At 65.5% G+C, this 19,817-nt stretch carries 15 protein-coding genes and 1 pseudogene; 9 read left to right on the top strand and 7 right to left on the bottom strand.

What is annotated here, in order from left to right; genetic code table 11:
• The first annotated feature begins 354 nt into the window (after positions 1-354).
• The 4 genes from QBJ92_RS15605 to QBJ92_RS15590 all read left to right on the top strand — a co-directional run bounded on the left by QBJ92_RS15605 (position 355) and on the right by QBJ92_RS15590 (position 6,622).
• Entirely contained in the window at positions 355-561 is a 207-nt protein-coding gene (locus tag QBJ92_RS15605; RefSeq protein ID WP_010164742.1) for a cold-shock protein, read from the top strand.
• Between the two features lie 106 nt (positions 562-667).
• On the top strand, positions 668-865 hold the full coding sequence (locus tag QBJ92_RS15600) for a hypothetical protein (RefSeq protein ID WP_277970624.1): 198 nt from the start codon (positions 668-670) through the stop codon (positions 863-865).
• 37 nt (positions 866-902) lie between these two features.
• Positions 903-3,053, top strand: a complete 2,151-nt coding sequence (ligA, locus tag QBJ92_RS15595; RefSeq protein ID WP_277970623.1) for an NAD-dependent DNA ligase LigA — start codon at positions 903-905, stop codon at positions 3,051-3,053.
• 167 nt (positions 3,054-3,220) lie between these two features.
• Positions 3,221-6,622: a TonB-dependent receptor gene (locus QBJ92_RS15590; RefSeq protein ID WP_277970622.1), complete on the top strand. Its 3,402-nt coding sequence runs from the start codon at positions 3,221-3,223 to the stop codon at positions 6,620-6,622.
• A 183-nt stretch (positions 6,623-6,805) separates the two neighbouring features.
• Here the strand turns inward: QBJ92_RS15590 and QBJ92_RS15585 are convergent, their stop codons facing one another.
• Complete coding sequence (locus QBJ92_RS15585) at positions 6,806-7,396, bottom strand: HD domain-containing protein (protein ID WP_431358422.1); 591 nt, start codon at positions 7,394-7,396, stop codon at positions 6,806-6,808.
• A gap of 113 nt (positions 7,397-7,509) precedes the next feature.
• On the opposite strand from QBJ92_RS15585, the gene QBJ92_RS15580 reads away from it, so the two are divergent.
• Both QBJ92_RS15580 and QBJ92_RS15575 read left to right on the top strand, forming a co-directional pair.
• Positions 7,510-8,634, top strand: a complete 1,125-nt coding sequence (locus QBJ92_RS15580; protein WP_277970620.1) for a sensor histidine kinase — start codon at positions 7,510-7,512, stop codon at positions 8,632-8,634.
• Complete coding sequence (locus QBJ92_RS15575; RefSeq protein WP_277970619.1) at positions 8,631-9,431, top strand: LytR/AlgR family response regulator transcription factor; 801 nt, start codon at positions 8,631-8,633, stop codon at positions 9,429-9,431. Before QBJ92_RS15580 ends, QBJ92_RS15575 begins: the two co-directional genes overlap by 4 nt.
• Positions 9,432-9,497: 66 nt before the next feature.
• Here the strand turns inward: QBJ92_RS15575 and QBJ92_RS15570 are convergent, their stop codons facing one another.
• Positions 9,498-10,715 (bottom strand): carbohydrate porin, encoded by a 1,218-nt coding sequence (locus tag QBJ92_RS15570; protein WP_277970618.1) that lies wholly within the window; start codon positions 10,713-10,715, stop codon positions 9,498-9,500.
• Between the two features lie 73 nt (positions 10,716-10,788).
• Here QBJ92_RS15570 and QBJ92_RS15565 point away from each other — a divergent pair, with 73 nt between their 5' ends.
• Complete coding sequence (locus QBJ92_RS15565; protein WP_277970617.1) at positions 10,789-12,561, top strand: methyl-accepting chemotaxis protein; 1,773 nt, start codon at positions 10,789-10,791, stop codon at positions 12,559-12,561.
• Between the two features lie 27 nt (positions 12,562-12,588).
• On the opposite strand, the gene QBJ92_RS15560 is transcribed toward QBJ92_RS15565, so the two are convergent.
• Complete coding sequence (locus tag QBJ92_RS15560) at positions 12,589-12,882, bottom strand: DUF3297 family protein (protein ID WP_277970616.1); 294 nt, start codon at positions 12,880-12,882, stop codon at positions 12,589-12,591.
• Between the two features lie 103 nt (positions 12,883-12,985).
• Entirely contained in the window at positions 12,986-13,420 is a 435-nt protein-coding gene (locus tag QBJ92_RS15555) for a hypothetical protein (RefSeq protein WP_277970615.1), read from the bottom strand.
• A 248-nt stretch (positions 13,421-13,668) separates the two neighbouring features.
• Here QBJ92_RS15555 and QBJ92_RS15550 point away from each other — a divergent pair, with 248 nt between their 5' ends.
• Positions 13,669-13,860, top strand: coding sequence for a hypothetical protein (locus QBJ92_RS15550; protein ID WP_277970614.1), 192 nt, complete (start codon positions 13,669-13,671; stop codon positions 13,858-13,860).
• A 30-nt stretch (positions 13,861-13,890) separates the two neighbouring features.
• Here the strand turns inward: QBJ92_RS15550 and QBJ92_RS15545 are convergent, their stop codons facing one another.
• Entirely contained in the window at positions 13,891-14,211 is a 321-nt protein-coding gene (locus QBJ92_RS15545; protein ID WP_277970613.1) for a hypothetical protein, read from the bottom strand.
• Positions 14,212-14,422: 211 nt separating this feature from the next.
• Here QBJ92_RS15545 and QBJ92_RS15540 point away from each other — a divergent pair, with 211 nt between their 5' ends.
• Positions 14,423-16,186, top strand: a complete 1,764-nt coding sequence (locus tag QBJ92_RS15540; protein ID WP_277970612.1) for an aspartyl protease family protein — start codon at positions 14,423-14,425, stop codon at positions 16,184-16,186.
• Positions 16,187-16,249: 63 nt separating this feature from the next.
• On the opposite strand, the gene QBJ92_RS15535 is transcribed toward QBJ92_RS15540, so the two are convergent.
• Entirely contained in the window at positions 16,250-19,099 is a 2,850-nt protein-coding gene (locus QBJ92_RS15535) for a TonB-dependent receptor domain-containing protein (RefSeq protein ID WP_431358420.1), read from the bottom strand.
• A gap of 196 nt (positions 19,100-19,295) precedes the next feature.
• A pseudogene (locus tag QBJ92_RS15530) lies at positions 19,296-19,817 on the bottom strand (hypothetical protein); the annotation flags it as partial.

Here is a 19,817-nt window from a genome sequence, read left to right as displayed (position 1 = left end):
CCGGCGGCCAATTGTGCAAATGCCTCGGTGGATCGCGCGCCTCCACCATCATCGATCGAGCAAATACCGCGACAACCCCGTAATAACCTGCTACACCGCCCAAATCGCGCGACACCGCTCCCAAGCATCGCGCGGCTGAGAGACGTCCCGCGCTCCCGCTTGTCACACCGGACGTGGTCTCTGTTCTTCTCTCTTTCCCTTTCAGGTCAGCCTGTTCGCTGCGGTTTTTCCGCGCACGGCTGATCAAACGCCATCGGATGCGCCGGCCGGGGCCGGACGTCGCATTCGTCTTCGATCTCGGCCCCATCCGGAAGCTGCCCAATCGGGGCACCGTCCGGGCTTAAGGAATACGTTATGGCTATCGGCACAGTTAAGTTCTTCAACGCCGACAAGGGTTATGGTTTTATCGCGCCTGAGGGCGGCGGTGGTGATGCGTTCGTCCACATCAGCGCGGTTGAAGCCGCCGGTATGGCGACGCTCGATCGCGACCAGCGCGTTTCGTACGAGCTGGAAGAAGATCGTCGCGGCAAGGTCTCGGCTGTAAAGCTCGCCCAGGCCTGATCGGTTTACGATCCGGGGGTGTCGCCGTGATGGCGGCACCCTTGCTCGTCTCCCCCGGCGAGCGCGTTTCTTTCATGCGTGGAGACCCCCTACGAACACGACCGCAATGTTCTATCGTGATCGCGCCGTTCAGGCCGAAACCGATGCAGCGTCCGCGACGCTGGACAATGTCCGCAGCCGCTGGCTTCGCGCAGCCAAGGCATGGCACGAAATGGCCACCCGCGCCGAAAAGACCGCGGAACGCCGTTCGACCAACGAAGAGGCCAAGCACCTCGCCGAAATGGACGCCAGCGAAGACGATTAGCTTGATGTACGGCACGGCCCTCCGCTAGCGCAGGGCCATGCCCGCCACGCCTCCCCTCCCCGCACTTCCCCAGACCGAAACCGACGCCGCTGCCGAACTCGCGCACCTCGCCGCTGAGATCGCCCGTCACAACACCCTCTATCATACGCAGGACGCGCCCGAACTTTCGGATGCCGACTATGATGCGCTGGTCCGCCGCAACACCGCGCTCGAAGCCGCCTTTCCGCAGCTGATCCGCAGCGACTCGCCCAATACGCAAGTCGGCGCCGCCCCCGCCGCGCATCTCGCCAAGGTCGCGCATGCGCGCGCGATGACCAGTCTCGACAATGCGTTCACCGATGAGGACGTCGCCGACTTTGTCGGGCGCGTCCGCCGCTTCCTTGCGCTTCCGGCCGATACGCCGGTCGATCTCACCGCCGAACCCAAGATCGACGGCCTGTCCTGCTCGCTCCGCTATGAGAAAGGCCAGCTCGTCCAGGCGCTGACGCGCGGCGATGGGCAGGTCGGCGAGGACGTTACCGCCAACGTCCGCCACATCCTGGACATCCCCGATACCCTGCCCAAAGGCGCGCCGGACGTGTTCGAGGTGCGCGGCGAAGTGTATATGGCAAAGGCCGATTTTGCCGCACTCAACGCCCGTTTGCTCACCGAGGCGGAGGCCACGGGCAAGGAAGCCCGCCAGTTCGCCAATCCCCGCAACGCCGCCGCCGGATCGCTCCGCCAGAAGGACGCCGCCGTCACCGCGACTCGCCCGTTGCGCTTCTTCGCCTGGGGCTGGGGCGAAACCAGCGCCCTCCCCGGAGACACGCAGGCGGACATCGTCGCGGCGATCGGCGGCTGGGGCTTCCCCATCGCGGAAGGCTTTGCCCACGCGACGACGACCGACGCCGCGCTCGCGGTCTATCGCGGCATCGAACACGCCCGCGCCGACTTGCCGTTCGACATCGACGGCGTCGTCTACAAGCTCGACCGGCTCGACTGGCAGGCCCGCCTCGGCACCGTCGGCCGCACACCGCGCTGGGCGATCGCGCACAAATTCCCCGCCGAGCGCGCCGAGACCACGCTGACCGCGATCGACATTCAGGTCGGGCGCACCGGCGCGCTCACCCCGGTGGCACGGCTCGCGCCCGTCACCGTCGGCGGAGTCGTCGTCACCAACGCGACGCTCCACAATGCCGACGAAATCGAGCGGCTCGGCGCGCGAGTCGGCGACCGCGTAGTGCTGCAACGCGCCGGCGACGTCATCCCGCAGATCGTCGAGGTCCTGACCTGCGACGAGGATCGCCCCGCCTTCGCGTTCCCGACCACCTGTCCCGAATGCGGCTCGCTTGCCGAACGCGGCGAAGGCGAAGTCGTCGTGCGCTGCACCGGCGGCCTGATCTGCCCCGCGCAGCGCGTCGAACGCTTGATCCACTTCGTCTCGCGCCACGCCTTCGACATCAGCGGCCTCGGGCTCGTCCGGATCGAGGAGTTCTTCCGCGACGGCTTGATCGCGTCGCCCGCCGACATCTTCCGCCTCCACACCCACCGCGCGGCACTGGTCACGCGCGAGCGGATGTCTGAGCTCGTCGTCGACAAGCTGATCGCCGCGATCGACCTGCGCCGCGAGATCGGGCTCGACCGGTTCCTCTTCGCGCTCGGCATCCGCCACGTCGGCGAAATCACCGCGCGTGACCTCGCGCGGCGCTATGTGTCGGCGCGCGGATTCGCGGCGATGGTGCGCAGCGCGCTCCGCGTCCGCCGCGCGACAAAGCCTGTCCTCGGCGAGACCGACGCCAAATTCGTGCTCCGTCGCGGCAAGACGCTCGCCGCCGCGATCGAGACCGCGGGGATCGGCCCCGAAGTCGCCGACGCGTTGCTCGAATTCTTCGCCGAACAGCACAATCGCGCGGTCGTCGCGGCATTGCTGCGCGAGGTAAAGCCGCTCGACGTCGTCCACGAGACGCGCGAATCCCCGGTATCGGGCAAAACCGTCGTGTTCACCGGCAGCCTCGAAACGATGAGTCGCGACGAAGCCAAGGCGCAGGCCGAGGCACTCGGCGCGCGTGTGGCGGGGTCGGTTTCGGCGAAGACGAATCTGGTGGTTGCGGGCCCGGGCGCAGGATCCAAGCTCAAGAAAGCGGCGGATCTCGGCATTTCGGTCATCGACGAAGCGGCTTGGGCGGAGATCGTTGCGCAGGCGATGTGATGCTATTTTGCAACGCACCATGAACGGATTGTCAGATACGCGATAAGTTCCATTGCGAGTGTCATCCAACCGAAATATTTCACGTGCAGTGGCTCGGGCAAGACGATGCGGACAGGGTCACAGGCCTACCGGGATCGCTGTTTTCGAGATCCTGTAGGGGGACCCCAATGCGACACAATCTGCTCCTTGGCGCGGCCGTAGCGGCGCTGATCATTCCTGCTGCCGCAAGCGCGCAGGAAACCACGTCGACCATTCGCGGTGTCGTAACCGCCGCCGGCGTTCCAGTGCCGAACGCAAGCGTCGAAATTGTCGACGTTGCGTCGGGCACGCGCTCGACCACCACGACTGGCGTCGATGGCGGCTACAATGCGAGCGGCCTGCGCGCCGGTGGCCCGTTCACGGTTTCGGTCACCGCAGCCGGCTATTCGACCGCCCAGGTCACCGACGTCAACACGATCGTCGCCCAGGCATATGACCTGCCGATCGAACTCGCCGCTGCAACCTCGGCAGGGGGCCCCGACATCGTCGTCACCGCGTCCAGCCTGCCCCGCGCGCGCACCATCTCGCAGGGTCCGGCAACCGTCCTCAACGCGCGTCAGATCGCCAACATCGCTACCGTCAACCGCGACATCCGCGACCTGATGCGTCGCGATCCGTTCGCGCGCCTCGACGACACCCCCTCGGGCGGCCGCGCCGTTTCGTTCGCCGGCCAGAACGCACGCTTCAACCGCTTCTCGGTCGACGGCGTCGCGATCACCGACAACTTCGGCCTCAACACCGATGGTCTTCCCAGCCGCCGTTCGCCGATCCCGCTCGACGCGATCGGCCAGTTCCAGGCGCAGGTCGCTCCCTACGATGTCCGCCAGGGCAACTTCCAGGGCGGCGCGATCAACATCGTGCTCAAAAGCGGCACCAACAATTTCCACGGCACCGGTTTCTACGCGCTGTCGGGCGACGATTTCGTCGGCAACCGCACCAAGGACATCAAGGTCGCGATCCCGAGCTTCAAGGTCGAGAACTATGGCGCCGAGCTGAGCGGCCCGATCATCAAGGACAAGCTGTTCTTCATGGTCGCCGGCGAGCGTCTGCGCGGTGGTCGTCCGATCACCGAAGGCCCGACCGACAATAACGCCGGCAACCCCGTCCAGGGCCTGACCCAGGCACAGGTCGACAATATCTCGGCGATCGCCAAGAGCGTCTACAATTACGACACCGGCGGCGTGCAGCGGAACCTGGGCGACAAGGACGACCGCGTCGTTGCCAAGATCGACGCGAACATCTCCGACGAGCAGCGTCTGTCGCTCACGTACACGTACGCGAACGACGCGATCAATCTGCTCAACAACACCTTCGTCAACTCAGCGACGGGTAGCCCGGGCCTCGGCCTCGCGTCGAACGCCTATATCCAGGGCAACCGCCTCCACACCGGCGTCGCGCAGTTGAACTCGACCTGGTCGGACAGCTTCTCGACCGAAGTCCGCGCGTTCTACAAGAACTACACGCGCATCCAGCAGCCGCTGCTCGGTCGCGGTTTCGCCCAGTTCCGCGTCTGCACCCAGCCGACCTCGGACGCGGTCGCTGCAACGCCCGCAACCTACACGGGTTGCGCCAACAACGCGCCGGTCGTGTCGTTTGGCCCGGACACTAACCGCCAGACAAACGAACTCCGTACCGAGACCTGGGGTGGTCTCGTCCAGACCCGACTGACACTCAACGACCACGATTTGCGCCTGTACACTGAAGTCCAGGACGTCTCGGTGTTCAACTCGTTCCTGCCTAGCAGCGCGGGCAACTACTACTTCGACTCGGTCGCGGACTTCACCAACCGCCAGGCGAACTCGTTCGGGTACGGCAACGCCGTCCCGTCACTGGTGCCGGATGATGCGGCCGCCAAGTTCCGCTACCAAAGCATGAACTTCGGCATCATGGATGCTTGGAAGATCACCCCGACGCTGAACCTCAGCTACGGCATGCGCTACGACCTGTACTCGATGCACAGCACGCCTGCGCGCAACAACAACTACATCGCCCGTTATGCCAATGGCGCGATCGTCAACGGCGAGCTCAAGACGATCGGTGCAAACACCACCAACATCTCGGGCTTCGGTCTCTTCCAGCCGCGCGTCGGCTTCGACTGGAAGCCGTTGGACCGCCTGAGCATTCGTGGCGGCGGCGGCATCTTCGGCGGCGGCACGCCCGACGTCTATGTGTCGAACAGCTTCTCCAACACGGGGGCGATCACCAATAACTTCACGACCAACCGCATCGGCACCGGCATCGGCTGCAACGTCCTCACCACCGCTGCGCAGTGCCAGGCCGCGCTGAACGGCGTGACGGGCACGAGCATCCCGGGCGCGGTCAACGGCTACCTCGCCGGAACGACCGCGGCACCGGCGTCGACCACCAACGCACTCGATCCGAACTTCAAGATCCCGTCGCAGTGGCGTGCAACGCTGAGCACCGAATACACCGCCAACCTCGGCCCGCTCGGCGACAACTGGACGTTTGGCGCGGACTTCCTGTATTCGAAGGTCCGTAATCAGGTGTACTTCACCGACATCCGCTCGCAGCCGATCGCCGGATCGCTGACCCCGGACGGCCGCCAGCGCTATCGCAACATCATCGGCGGCGCGAACGCGTTCACCGATACCAACACCGACATCCTGCTGACCAACACGACGAAGGGCCGGTCGTACATCGCGGTCGCGCGCCTCGACAAGACGTTCGACTTCGGTCTCAATGTCAACGGCAGCTTCACCTACCAGGACGTCAAGGACGCCGCCCCGGCAACCTCGTCGACCGCCGGTTCGAACTACAGCAACGGTGCGTTCGTCGATCCGAACAACGTCGCCTACGGCATCTCGAACGATCAGGTTAAGTACTTCTTCAAGTATAGCCTGACCTACGACCATGCCTTCTTCGGCGATTACAAGACGACCTTCGCACTGTTCGGTGAATCGCGGATCGGCCATCCGTTCAGCTATACGTTCCAGGACTTCGGCAACGGGCGCTCGTCGGTCTTCGGCACTACCGGCGTCAGCTCGGGCACCGGCACCGGCGGAAACCGCTACCTGATGTACGTCCCGACCGTGAACGATCCGCTGGTATCGTACAGCAATGCGGCGACCCGCAACGCGGTCAACGCGTTCATCGACGCATCGGGTCTGGGCAAGTATCGTGGCCAGGTCGCACCGCGTAACGCCTTCCACTCCAAGTGGTTCACGCGTCTCGATCTTCACCTCGCGCAGGAACTGCCGACCTATGTCGGTCGCTCGCGCGTGACGGTGTTCGCCGACATTGAGAACTTCACCAACTTCCTCAACCCGAAGTGGGGCCAGACCCGCGAGTACATCTTCCCGTACAACGCGGCCGTCGTTCGCGTGCAGTGCCTGACCACGACCGGCAATGCCGATGGCGCTGGTACAGTCGCGGCAAATGCCGGTCAGGCTTGCGCACAGTATCGCTACTCACCGACCAGCGGCGCTGCGAACTTCACGACGCCAACCGATCAGGTTTATGCGAACCAGTCGCTCTACTCGATCCGCATCGGCGCGCGTTTCACCTTCTAAGCGCTGCGGAAATCTTCCTAGACACCTGGCCGTCGCTCCCTCGGGAGTGGCGGCCATTTTTTTGCTACCCGCCTACGCCATTCCCGCCGCACCAACCCCGTTCGCCCTGAGCGAAGTCGAAGGGCCGGCGCTGCGCAAGGCCTTCGACTACGCTCAGCCCGAACGGGAGGTTGGCCAAGCCCGCTATGCTCCAGCCGCCGCAGCCGCAGCCTTCGCATAGATCGAGTTGATCGGCCGCGAGAACACCCGCCCCACCATCGGCTCGAAGAACGCCAGCGGCGCACTCTCGAACGCCGGGTCGAACGCCGCCTGGTCGTATTTCTCGCAAAACTCGGCGCATGCCTCGAAATGCGGATGCCCGCGATACGCATCGCGCAAATCGCGATCCGCGCCGATGTAGTGGAAGAAATAATAGCCCTGGAAAACGCCATGCGTATTGGCGATCCAGTGCAGCTCTTCCGACACGAACGGCCGCAGCATCGCCGCCGCGATCTCCGGGTGATTATACGTCCCAAGCGTGTCGCCAATATCGTGCAACAGCGCCATCACCACATACGCCTCGTCGCGCCCGTCGCGATGCGCGCGCGTCGCGGTTTGCAGCGAATGCTCGAGCCGATCGACCGGAAACCCGCCATAATCGCCGTCGAGCAGTTTGAGATGCGTCAGCACGCGCCCCGGCAAGGTCTTCGCGAAATCGCCGAAATGCGCACCGATGATGCGCCAGTCGGCCTGGGTGCCGTGCTCCATCGCGGTGAACTGCGCACGGTCGGGCATGTCGTTCATGGCAACCTCTCCACTCGGCCCGGTCGCATCGTGACGTGCGGCTCGGCAAGCCGCGATCATAGCGCGCTTTGCGCTTCCGGCCAGTGCGGGCTAGAACGCGCGCCATGCCGCTGACCACCAAGCCCACCCTCTTCTCGCGGCCGTTCTTCGAGGACAAGAGCCGCGCCTTCTGGACGCTGCAGGCAGCCGGCTGGACCGGCTACCTCATCCTCCGCGGCGTCTCGAGCATCTCGAACGCGAGCGAGCTGTCGGTCCTCATCCCGGTCGTGATCGAATCGATCGTCGGCTACAGCATCACGCTGCTGCTCTCGACGCTGTACCAGATGTACCGCCGCCAGCCGCGGCTCGCGATGGCGCTGCTGACGATCGTCACGCTCGCGGTCGCGACGTTGCTCTATTCGGTGCTCGACGCCTTCTCCTTCTCGTTCATCAAGCTGTCGACGCCGGGGCTGACGGTCAGCCTCGTGCTCGGCACGATCTTCCTCAATTTCACCGTGCTCGCCGGCTGGACCGCGCTGTATTTCGGGATCAACTTCTACCTGATCGTCGAGGAACAGATCGACCAGCTCGCCACGCTCGAGAACACCGCGTCGTCGGCGCAGCTCGCGATGCTGCGGTATCAGCTCAACCCGCATTTCCTGTTCAACACGCTCAACTCGATCTCGACGCTGGTGCTGCTCAAGGAAACCGAGCGCGCGAACGCGATGCTTGGGCGGCTGTCGTCGTTCCTGCGCTACACACTCGCCAACGAGCCGACCGCGCACGTCACGGTGCATCAGGAGTTCGAGACGCTGAAGCTGTATCTCGAAATCGAGAAGATGCGCTTCGAGGAACGACTCCGTACCGAATTCGAGGTCGATCCGCGGGCGGCGCACGCCCGGTTGCCGTCGCTGCTGTTGCAACCGCTCGTCGAGAATGCGATCAAATATGCGGTGACGCCGCAGGAAGACGGCGCCGACATCTCGGTCAGCGCGCGGCTCAACGGGGATCGGGTGCAGATCGTCGTATCCGACACCGGTCCCGGCTTGAACGAAGCGAAATCGCGGACAAGCGTTTCTCAGAGCCATCCCCTTTCCACTGGGGTCGGGCTTGCCAATATCAGGGAGAGACTGGCCCAGGCGTTTGGGCCGGATCACAAGTTCGAGACACGATCGATCCCGGGGGGCGGATTCGGGGTCGAAATTGAAATCCCGTTCCAGCTCGAGGAACCGAAGAAAGAGGCCGCATGACGATCCGAACCATCCTCGTCGACGACGAGAAACTTGCCACCCAGGGGCTTCAGCTCCGGCTGGCGGCGCATGAAGACATCGAGATCATCGACACCTGCCAGAACGGCCGCGAGGCGATCCGCAGCATCAAGACCCACAAGCCCGACCTCGTTTTCCTGGATATCCAGATGCCGGGGTTCGACGGCTTCTCGGTCGTCCAGGGGCTGATGGAGGTCGAGCCTCCGTTGTTCGTCTTCGTCACCGCTTATTCTGACCATGCGCTCAAGGCGTTCGAAACGGATGCCGTGGATTATCTGATGAAGCCGGTCGAGGAGAGCCGCCTCGCCGACACGCTCGACCGTGTCCGCCAGCGGCTTTCCGAAAAGCGTGGCGCGGTCGAGGTCGACCGGCTCAAGGAAGTGATCGCCGAAATCGCCCCCGACTCGGTCGAAAACCTTACCGACGGCGGCGAGCAGGTTTCCTCGAACCGCTTCGAGAAGCTCATCAACATCAAGGATCGCGGGCAGATCTTCCGGGTCGATGTCGACACGATCGAGCGGATCGATGCCGCGGGCGACTACATGTGCATCTATACCGGCGACAACACGCTGATCCTGCGCGAGACGATGAAGGATCTCGAAAAGCGCCTCGATCCGCGCCGGTTCCAGCGCGTGCATCGCTCGACGATCGTCAACCTCGACCTCGTCAAGGAAGTGAAGCCGCACACCAATGGCGAATGCTTCCTGGTGCTCCAGTCGAACGCGCAGGTGAAAGTCTCCCGCAGCTACCGCGACGTCGTCGCTCGCTTCGTCCACTAACCAGAAAGCCCCTCCCCCTCGGGGGAGGGGTTGGGGTGGGGCAGTCCAGCAAGCTGCCCCCCCTTTTTAAAACCCAGCAATCAACCGCAACCCCAGCACCAGCGTCCCGCGCTGCCCCGTCTCTGCATAGGCACGGCGGATGAATTGCAGGTCGGGCTGCACCGACAGCCACGGGGCGATGCGGTCCTGATAGCTAATCTCCAGCCCCGTCTCCGCACGCGACGGGTCGCTTCCCGCCGCCTGCAGGGTCGCGCGAAAACACGACGACAGCACGCCTTGCGCAATGCCGAAGGCGAACTGCCCCGCGGGCCGCCCCGCGACATACCCCCGCAGCAAAACGCCCGTCTGGAAGCCGCCCTGGAACGGCGTCGTCCGCCCTTCCGAAATGCCTGCCCGCAGGAACACGTCGACCCCGCGCGCATCGTCGCCCGCAACACGCTGGTCGATCAGCAGATACGCCCCCGTCGCAATGCGGCGGAGCGGGACACCGGCGGCGTCCAGCGCGAACAGGTCGTCCTGTCGCCGCGTATAGCGCCACGCCCCCACCGCCAGCTTCCCGCCACGAGTCGTCCCGGCCTCCGCGATCAGCAACGCGCCATCGCGCATCGAAAGATCGATCCCCGCCGCATCGCCGATCACCCCTGCACGCGCATCGACGACCGCGGCGCGGACATAGCCGGTGGCGCCCACTGCGACGTTGAGCCGTACGGTCAATGCGGTCGAGGGGAAGATCGACGGTCCATTGGGTCCGGTCGCGGCGAGTTCGGACCCGACCCCGAACGCCGGGGCGATCAACAGCCCGGCCGCATCGTTCTGGTAGAATTCGGCATTGAGGTCCGACAGGCCTACCAGCAGCCCGACCCGGCCACCCGCGAACGTCTGCTCGATCCAGGCTTCGTACAGCTTGGTCCGGCCCTCGGTCACTTCGATATTGTCGATCCCCTGCAGGGTTCCTGCCAGCGTGTTGATCGCGCGCCCGTGGTTGCTCAGCAGGTGGACGTGCGCACGGGCGCCGCCCCACCCGATCAGTCGGTCCAGATCAGCCTCGGCGGTCAGTTCGGCATTGCCGAGCACCCCGACCCCGCGCCGTTCGCCACCATCGGCCACGCCAATCATGTCGAGGATGTATTTGCCCTCCAGCGTGATCGTTCGCTCCACCGCGGCAACCGCGGGCGCCGGTATGTCCGCGATTACCGTCTGCGCAAAAGCGGGACCGGACCACGCTGCCCCCAATGCGAGCACCGCCGCAACGCCGCGAGACCGGGACCTGACCATTAAATTCATCGACCGTCCTCCGCCTCGGGCTTTTTCCAATATTATAGGAAGGAGATGAGCCAGCGTTCGAACGAGGTCGTAAATGTCAGAATCAACAAGTACCGCCTCGCGCCCAGACATGTCGCTCAGCCGCGCCCTCCGCTTCGCAGGGTTTGCACTCGTCGGCCTGATGACATTTTCCGGGGGTACCGGGATCGGTGCAGCGTGGATGCAGTCCGCCGCCCTTCGGCAGCAGACGGAAGCGTCGGCGCTGTTCGCCAACCACGAGCGCGCAGACATGATGCACGACGCGATCCGAAGCGACGTGCTCGCCGCCTTCCAATCGGTCGAAGCCGGCAGCGACATCAAATATGATGACATCCTGAAGGACGTGCGCGCGCATGTCACCGATCTGCAAAGCGGCATCGCCGCTGATGCGGCCTACGACGGCTCACCGGATGTCGTCGCGGTCACGTCCAAACTGGCCGTTCCGATGACGGCCTATGTCGATGCTGCACTCGAAATTATTGGAAAAATAAAGGAGGACCCCGCAACCGCAAAACGCATGTTGCCGGGCTTTTTCGAGCAGTTCCGTACCCTCGAAGGGTCGATGGGGGCCGCCTCCGACGCGATCGACAGCAACAGCAAGATATCGGCGCAAAATGGCGAGCGGATCGGGCTGATCGCGATCGTTTCGCTTTTCGTGGCGCTCGCGCTTGGGATTGCCGGGATGATCGGCTTCGTGAAGCTCTCGGTTCGGAAGGTCGTTCGCCCGATCGAGGGCCTTGCCGCAACCATGCGGGAATTGGGGTCGGGGAATTTGGCGGCAGAAGTGACCGGGGCGGAGCGCGGCGACGAACTCGGCGACATGGCCAAGGCAATGCTCGCCTTTCGCAACCAGCTACAGGCAGCCGAAGCATCGAAGCAGGCGCAAGCCGCGCTGATCGTCGAGAGCATCGGCACCGGGCTCACTGCGCTCGCCGCGGGCGACCTGACCGCCGAAGTCACCGCCGACCTGCAGGCGCCGTTCACCGCGCTCAAGCTCAGCTTCAACACCGCGGTGCAAAGCCTGCGTGGTTTGATCGGGTCGGTCAGCAGCAGCACCGCCACGATCCGCACCGGATCGAACGAGATCGCGCACGCCAGCGAGGATCTGGCGCGGCGTACCGAAAGCAACGCCGCCAGCCTGGAACAGACCTCCGCCGCAATCACGCAGATGGACCAGCGCTTGCAGGCGACCGCGATTGCAGCGGGGCGCACGGTCGAACGCGCGGACGGCGCGATGACGACGGTCGCGGGCGGCCGCGGGATCGCCGACGAAGCCGTTCAGGCGATGACGCGAGTCAGCGAAAGCGCAAAAGGCATCGACACCGTGATCGAAGGGCTCGACAAGATCGCGTTCCAGACCCGCGTCCTGGCGATGAACGCCGCGGTCGAGGCGGGGCGCGCCGGACAGGCAGGCAACGGCTTCGCGGTCGTCGCCGATCTCGTCTCCGCGCTGGCCAAGCGCGCCGAGGAAGAGGCCGGTCGCGCGCGGGAGCAACTCACCGCCACCCAAACCGACATCGGCACCGCGGTCGAACGGGTCCAGCGCGTCGACGGCGCGCTGCTCAACATCGCGAAGGACGTCGGGGAAGTGCACACGCTGCTCGCCAACATCGCCGTCGACAATCAGGCACAGTCGACCGCGATCACCGAGGTGTCCGCTGCGGTCAACGCGATGGACAAGGCAACGCAGCAGAATGCCGCAATGGTCGAACAAACCTCCGCCGCGGCGCGCAGCCTGACGTCGGAAGTCGCCGCACTCGCGCAGCAGGCGGCAAAGTTCATCGTCGTCGGCGGGACGGCAGCACCCCGAACCCGCCTGGCGGCCTGAGCCGGACGGGTCGGACGCGGGCGCGCGTCAGCCCGCTTCGGACGCATCCTGGGAAGGCGCATCGCCGGTGCCCTCGGCGGGGCGTTCGAACCAGGCTTCGACCTCGCCCGACAGCTTCAGCGTCAGCGGTTGTCCGTGCCGGTCGACCTTCTTGCCGAGCGCAACGCGGATCCAGCCTTCCGACCGGCAATATTCCTCGACGTCGGTGCGCTCGGCACCCTTGAAGCGGATCCCGATCCCGCGCGACAGCGTGTCTTCGTCGAAGAACGGGCTGCGCGGGTTGGAGGAGAGGCGGTCTGGGGGAAGATCGGTATCGGTCATGATGACCGCGCTCATGACGCAAAACGGCGCAACATGCCAGACACGAAAACGGCGCGGTCCACAGACCGCGCCGTTCGCGCATTCGAGCCGGAGTGCGCTGCGATCAATCGCAGACGCGCACCCGGACATAATCGTCGTAATAGCGGTCGTAACGCCGCTCGACCCAGCACCGGCCCCAGTCGCGCTGCGACCGATAGGCGTAATAGCCGTCGTTCGGGTAATAGCCGTGGCTGCGGTAATAGCCGTCGTCATAATAAGGCTGGTACCCGCGCTGGCGGTAATAATCGTCGCGGTAGCGGTCGTTGCGGTTCGCGGTCAGCGCCGCACCGATCGCCAGCCCGGCGATCCCGGCAACGACGGCGGTGCCCGCGCCGTTGTTATACCCGCGATAGCCACCGTGGTAGCCGCCGCCATACCCATAGCCATAGCCGCGTCCATAGCCGCCGCGCCAACGCTGCGCATCCGCGGGGGCCGCTGCGGTCAGTGCCGTCGCGGCAAGCGCGAAGCCGAGACCGACTTTCTTCAACAAGCTGTTCATGTCCAATCTCCTCAATCCAGCAGGCCCTGTGGGTCGTCAAACGCATGGGGGGCTAGCGTGTTGCAGGATATGCCGCCTACCGCCTGAACTGACGCGGAATACGGTGTTTAGCGCGTGTTCACCTTTCTCCGCAAAGCGCCCTGCAACGCGGTGCGATCGTACAAGCGATCCATCGGACCGGGATGCTGGCGGAGCCCTGTCCGCAACCCCGCGTTTCGGGTACAGTCGTCCAAGAAGTGGAGTCCCGGATGTTCGTCGATTTCCAGAATGGCTGGCCCCCGCCGGAGCCGTGGACTCCCAAACCCCCGCCCCGGCGCATGACCAAGCGGGCGGAGAAGCTCACCACCTGGATCATCGGGTTCAACCTGCTGATGCTGCTGATCGGCCCGCTGGCGGGCGCGACGCTGTTCGATGCGGTGCGGGTGTTCTGGCACGGGTGAAACCCGCCGGATGATACGACGGATAGGGCCTCAGTTGCCCTCGGCGTCCACCGTAAAGACCATCGGCTTGCCGCGTGACGTCGGCTCCCACCCCGCGACCAGCGCCGCGCGCACGCAGCGCGAGACGGTCGGGTCGTCGATCTGGAGTCGCCCGCGCGGCAGCCCCTTGAGCAGCCGCTTGGGGGCGGGGAATTCCATCAGCGCCTCGCGCCGACAGTCTTGCTCCAGCAAGGAAATCGTCATTCCCTTCCAGCCGTCGGCATCCGACCATTGCGGCTCCCGCTCGAGGCGCCAATCATAAAGGGTACCATCGACGGTGACGGTCCCAGCATTGCTGCGGATGTTAGACATGACGGTGCCCTTAGCATGCCTGCGGTCGCATGCCACGCCTTCGACAAATGCCCGGCCGGCCGGCGGACCTTCGTCCCGACCGAAACGCGGTAACGACCTCGCACGCTTGCGATCGTGCCCCCTTCCCCGGCGCGCTGTTTCATGGTGATGTTGCACAGCGAGCGCGTCAGGGGAACGATCGACGCGCAGCGGCGGGATCAAGGGGAAAGCCATGAATCGTTGGAGTTTTATCAAGGCCATCCTGGCGGGCGCAGTGCTGTCACCCGGGGCGGCGCAGGCGGCGCAAGGCGAATGCCGCCTCGCCCGCTTTCTCACGATCCCGGTGACGATGGAGGGCCGCCGCCCGATGGTCACCGCGCAGATCGCGGGGCGCGACGCGCGGTTCATCCTGGATAGCGGCGCGTTCTTCAGCACGATCGCCCCGGCCAACGCCGCCGAATTCGGCCTCACCATCCGCGATGTCGCGCCCGGCGCGCAAATGACCGGGATCGGCGGGACGACCGCGCTACGGCAGACGACCGCCCGTACCTTCTCGATCGGCGGACAGACCTTGCCGCAATTGGTGTTCGCGGTCGGCGGAACCGATACCGGGCGGACCGGGCTGATCGGACAGAACATCCTTGGCCTCGCCGATGCGGACTATGATCTCCCCCACGGGATCGTCCACCTGACCAAGGCGAGCGGGTGCCGCAACGGCGGCGTGACCTATTGGGTCGGCAGCAAACCCTTCACGATCGTACCGCTGATGCCGACCAGCGTGACGCAGCGCCATACGATCGGGACGATCACCGTCAACGGCGTCAAGATGAAGGCGATGTTCGATACCGGAGCCCAGAGGTCCTACCTCGCTCTGTCCGCGGCGCGGCGGATCGGCCTTACCCCGCAGACTCCCGGCGTCGTCGAGTCGAACTTCGCTTACGGTCTCGGCACCGGGCGAAGGCGGGCGTGGACCGCCCGCCTGGCGACGATCGATTTCGGCGGCGAGGCGATCGCCAAACCGTCGATCGATATCATCGATGAGGATCTGTTCGGTGTCGACATGCTGATCGGGGTCGACTTCTTCCTGACCCATCATCTCTATGTCGATAACACCAACCACCGCATGTACATCACCTACGAAGGCGGCCCGTTGTTCGGGATCAATCCGAAAGGGGCGTTCGACAATACCGGCAAGCCGTTGGACCTGAGCGACACCGCACCCGTGCCGACCGACGCCGCCGAATTCAGCCGGCGCGGCGCCCTGCTCGCCAGCCGTCGCGATTTCACCGGCGCGCTCGCCGATTTCGACAAGGCGGTCGCGCTCGCGCCGAAGCAGGCCGAGTATCGGATCCAGCGCGGGATCGCGCATTTGAACAACAGTCAGATGCTGCTCGGCGCGAGCGACCTGGACGCCGCGATCCTGCTCGCGCCCGGCAATGCCGACGCGCGTCTGGCGCGCGCGCGGTTGCGGATGGAATCCCGCGATCCCAAGGGCGCACGCGAGGATCTGGAAGCAGCCGACGCCGCGCTCGCCCCCGCCTCGGACGCCCGCTTGCAGCTTGCCGGGCTGTACACCGAAGTCGGTGCCGCGGATCGTGCGGTGCCAAGCTTCGACGCGTGGCTCAAGTTCCACCCCGAGGACAGCGGCCGCGCGCGTGCGCTCAACGGTCGATGCTGGGCCAGCGCGCTCGGCAATCAGGATCTCGATCGCGCGCTCGCGGATTGCAACGCCGCCTTGCGGATCCGCAGCGGCGACCCGTCCTATCTCGACAGCCGCGCGCTGGTCTATTTCCGTCGCGGCGAAACCGACAAGGCGATCGCCGACTATGACCGCGTCCTCGCCGCGCAACCGCGCAACGCCTGGTCCCGCTTCATGCGCGGGCTGGTGTTCCAGCGCACCGGGCAGACCGCCAAAGCCAACGCCGATCGCACCGCCGCGCTGGCGATCGAGCCCGACGTGGCCGACCGTGCCAGACACTATCACCTGACCGGGTGAGCGCCGGATGCTTCTCCGTCACCCGGGGGCTGCCCCCCGGGTGACGGATCAGACCCCCTGCGCTCAGAACCCGAACGACAGACGCGCATACCCGAACTGCCCCGGCAGATCGTAGGTCGTCGGGTCGAAGTTCGCGCTCTGGCAGGTGAAGCACGGCGGCGGTGCCTTGTTGAAGATGTTGTTGACCCCCAGCGTCAGCCGCCACCGGTAATCCATCCACGCCGGCGACAGATAGACCTGCGCATCGCCGTAGAAGGTCGCACCCATCGTGTGGATGCCGTCGCGTTCGTCGACCTTGCTGATGTAGCGCCCGGTAAACGATGCGCCATAGCCGCGGGTCGACCAGTCGAGCGTCGCATTGAACTTGAAGCGCGGATACGCCTGGTCCGGGCTGCCGCGCTCGGTTCCGGCATATTCCTGGACCGGCGCGTTGAGATCTGCGGGCGGCACGATGTTGTACTTGAGCAGATACGCGGCGTTGACCATCAGGCCGACCGTCCCACCGCGGACGTCCTTCGAGCGGAACAGGAACGTCCCGTCGAGCCCTTCGGTCTGGATCGCGTTGAGGTTGAGCAACCGCCCGTTGATCCCCCCGACTTGCCCGGCCGGCGTGCGGCGCACTGCGGCGCAGCTGACCGGATCGGCGTTGAAGGCGCAACGCGACAGCGTCAGCGACGCGGGCACCGAGTCGATCGCGTTGGTCAGGTCGATCTTGTAGTAATTGACCTCGAGGCTCAGCCCGCGCGAGAAGCCACGTCCCCAGGACGGGCTATAGACCCCGCCCGCGGTCCAGGTCTTTGCGGTTTCAGGGCGCAGCGCCGCGTTCCCCTGCGAGAACACGCCGAGCTGCCCGCCATTGGGCTCGATATAGCTGCCGTTCGCGGGCACCCCGTTGGCGATGCAGTTCGCGCGGACAGTGGCGTTGGTCTGGAACGATCCGCCGGGCGCGCTGGTGCACGGATCGTCGATCGTCGCGTCGAAGCGCGATGGTCCGGCGTAGAGTTCGCCGATGCTCGGCGCGCGCAGGCTCTCCGCGAACCCGCCGCGCAGCAGCAGGTCGGGGACCGGCTTCCACAGCCCGGAGGCGGTGAAGGTGGTGTTGCTCCCGAACGACGAATAGTTCGAATGCCGGACGGCACCGTCCAGTTCGAGCCGGTTGAAGAAAGGTACGTCCTTCAGGATCGGTACGCGCAATTCGCCGTAGATTTCGTCGACGTTGAACCCGCCCCGCGCCGGGCTGGTCGGCACGTCCGCGCCGAGCCCGGCGACGATCAGCGGATCGGGATCATAGCTCGCATATTGGTCGCGATGCTCATAGCCGATCGCGACGCCGATCGGTCCCGCGGGCAGGTCGATCAGCTCGCCCGACAGGTTGGCGGTGAAGTCCCACAGCTGTTGAAGGCTCTTGTCGCGCTGGTCGAAGGTCACGTAGCGCAGCATTTCAGGCGTGATCGACCCCGCCCCGCCGATCGTCGCGCCGCCGAAGATGTTGAACGGCACGCACGCCCCGGTGCAATTCGCGACCGGGCCGAGCGCGCGTGCAAGGTTCGCCGCATTGACGTTCCCGGTGAACAACTGGTGCGCATCGTTGAGGCCATAGACGCCGTTGACGTCCCAGAACCACTTGTGCTCGCCGACATGGAACGACCCGTCGAACCCCATGGTCGCCGAGAAGGTATCGACATCCTGCGTGAACACGCGCTGCCCGCCCTCGACGAAGCGGCGGCGGATCGTCGAATAATTGGCCGGCGTCCCGTCCGCGCCCGAGGACAGCGTCACCCCGAACGGATTGAACGGGTTGGTCCGGTCGATCGAGATCGTGTCGAGCAGATTGCCGTTCCCCGCATCCGGCCCGACGAACAGCGGCAGGAACGCCGCCTGCGTCTGCGAATGGCGATGCGTGTAGATCAGCTTGGTGCGGAAATTGACGGTATCCGACAAAGCCTGCTTGAAGTTGAGGAACGCGCCATAGCGTTCGGACGGCGTCAGCAGATAGTTGAACGGCGCGAAGTTCCAGCTGTCGGTCGCCGAGGAGTAGCGGCGGAAGTCGCTCGGGAACACGCTATTGCGACCGATCACGGGGGCGTTGAGCGTATAGCTCCCGCCCAGCACGTCATACCGCCCGCCCGGCGTCGCGCTGGAGCAGCCGCCCGCCGCGCAGCTCGTCGCGCCCGGGGTCGGCCATTGCGAGATCTTGCGGTCGGCGGTGCTCACCCCGTCCTGCTTGGTGTAATTCCCGCCGAACACGACCGAGGTCCCGCTTGCCTTGTTCTGGACGCCGTAGCTCGCCTCGTAATTCTGCGTGTGCCCGTCGCCCTGGCGATAGGTGCCATATTGCGCCGATGCCTTGAGCCCGACCTGCGATTGTTTGGTGATGATGTTGACGACACCCGCCACCGCATCCGACCCGTAGAGCGGCGACGCACCCGACTGGAGCACTTCGATCCGCTCGATCATGTTGGTCGGCAGCGTGTTGAGATCGACCGAGGCGGGAATGCCCCCCGCCGCCGACCCGTTCACGAAGCGCAGGCCATCGACCAGGATCAGCGTCCGCTTGGCGGCGAGATAGCGCAGGTCGACTTCCGCCGAACCCGAGCTCACCCCGGTGCCGTCGGGCGGCCCGCCGACGTTGCCCGCGTTGTTGACCTTGGTGTTGAGCCCGCCCGCCGCGCTCGGCAACCGCTGGAGCACGTCCGCGACCGAGGTCAGCCCGGTCCGCGCGATCGACGTCTGGTCGACCGTGACGACGGGCTTGTCCGAATCGAGCGGGCTGCGGCGGATGCGCGACCCGGTGACGACGATGTCGTCGGCGGGCGCTGCGGTTTCGTCGGGTGTGGCAACCTGCGCCTGTGCAGGTGCAGCGGCAATCGCCGCGAGCAGGACGAGCGCACTCGTCCCGAGAAGGTGTTTCACCGTAAGCTCGTGCATGACATGTTTCCCCTGTTCACGCTTCCGAGACATCATCCCCCAATGTCATGGGCAATTTTGAAACGATGTTGCGACGCGGAACAAGGGTTAATGACATATGAACGTTTTTTGACGGTGGACTGTGGTCCGGAAGTAACACTGTCCGAAAGGACGAGCCCCCACGCCCCCGCAGGAACGCCCGTCACGCAGGGTCGGAGGCGTCGTCCTCGCGCGGCGGCGACGGAGCGTCGGGCAAGTCCACCCCCGCGCACGACCACGGCAGTTCGTGCACGAAGCGCGGGTCCATCCCCGTCCCGTCGTTGAGCGTCCCGTCGGGCCACAGCGTCTCGTCGAACTGCGCGGCATCGCCGAACGCGTCCGCCGGGTCGCGCTCATAGGTCGGTTCGAGCTGCCCCCAATGCTGCTCGTCGAGCCAGCCGATCTTGACCAGCCCGCCCCGCCCGTCCGCGAGCTTCTGCGCGATCGCATCGTCGCCCCCCGCCGCGATCACCGCATCCGCCGCGCGCCGCCGCGCCGCGCACGCCTCGACCGCCGCGGTGATCGCAGCGGCGGCGGTAGCATCGAGCGTCACCCCGTCGAACGCGTCGAGCGTCGCCGCGAGCGTATCCTGCCGCGCGGCCTGCGCGTGCGCGTCCGACCCGGCGGCATCCCCCTCCGCGTCGCAGCGGTCCGCGGCCCCGCCAGTCGCCACCGAGACCCGCCC

Origin of the sequence: Sphingomonas echinoides (assembly GCF_029623395.1) — a bacterium.
GTDB lineage: Bacteria > Pseudomonadota > Alphaproteobacteria > Sphingomonadales > Sphingomonadaceae > Sphingomonas > Sphingomonas echinoides_A.
Note: the sequence above shows the minus strand (reverse complement) of the source record. Positions and strands in the feature narration are given on the sequence as shown.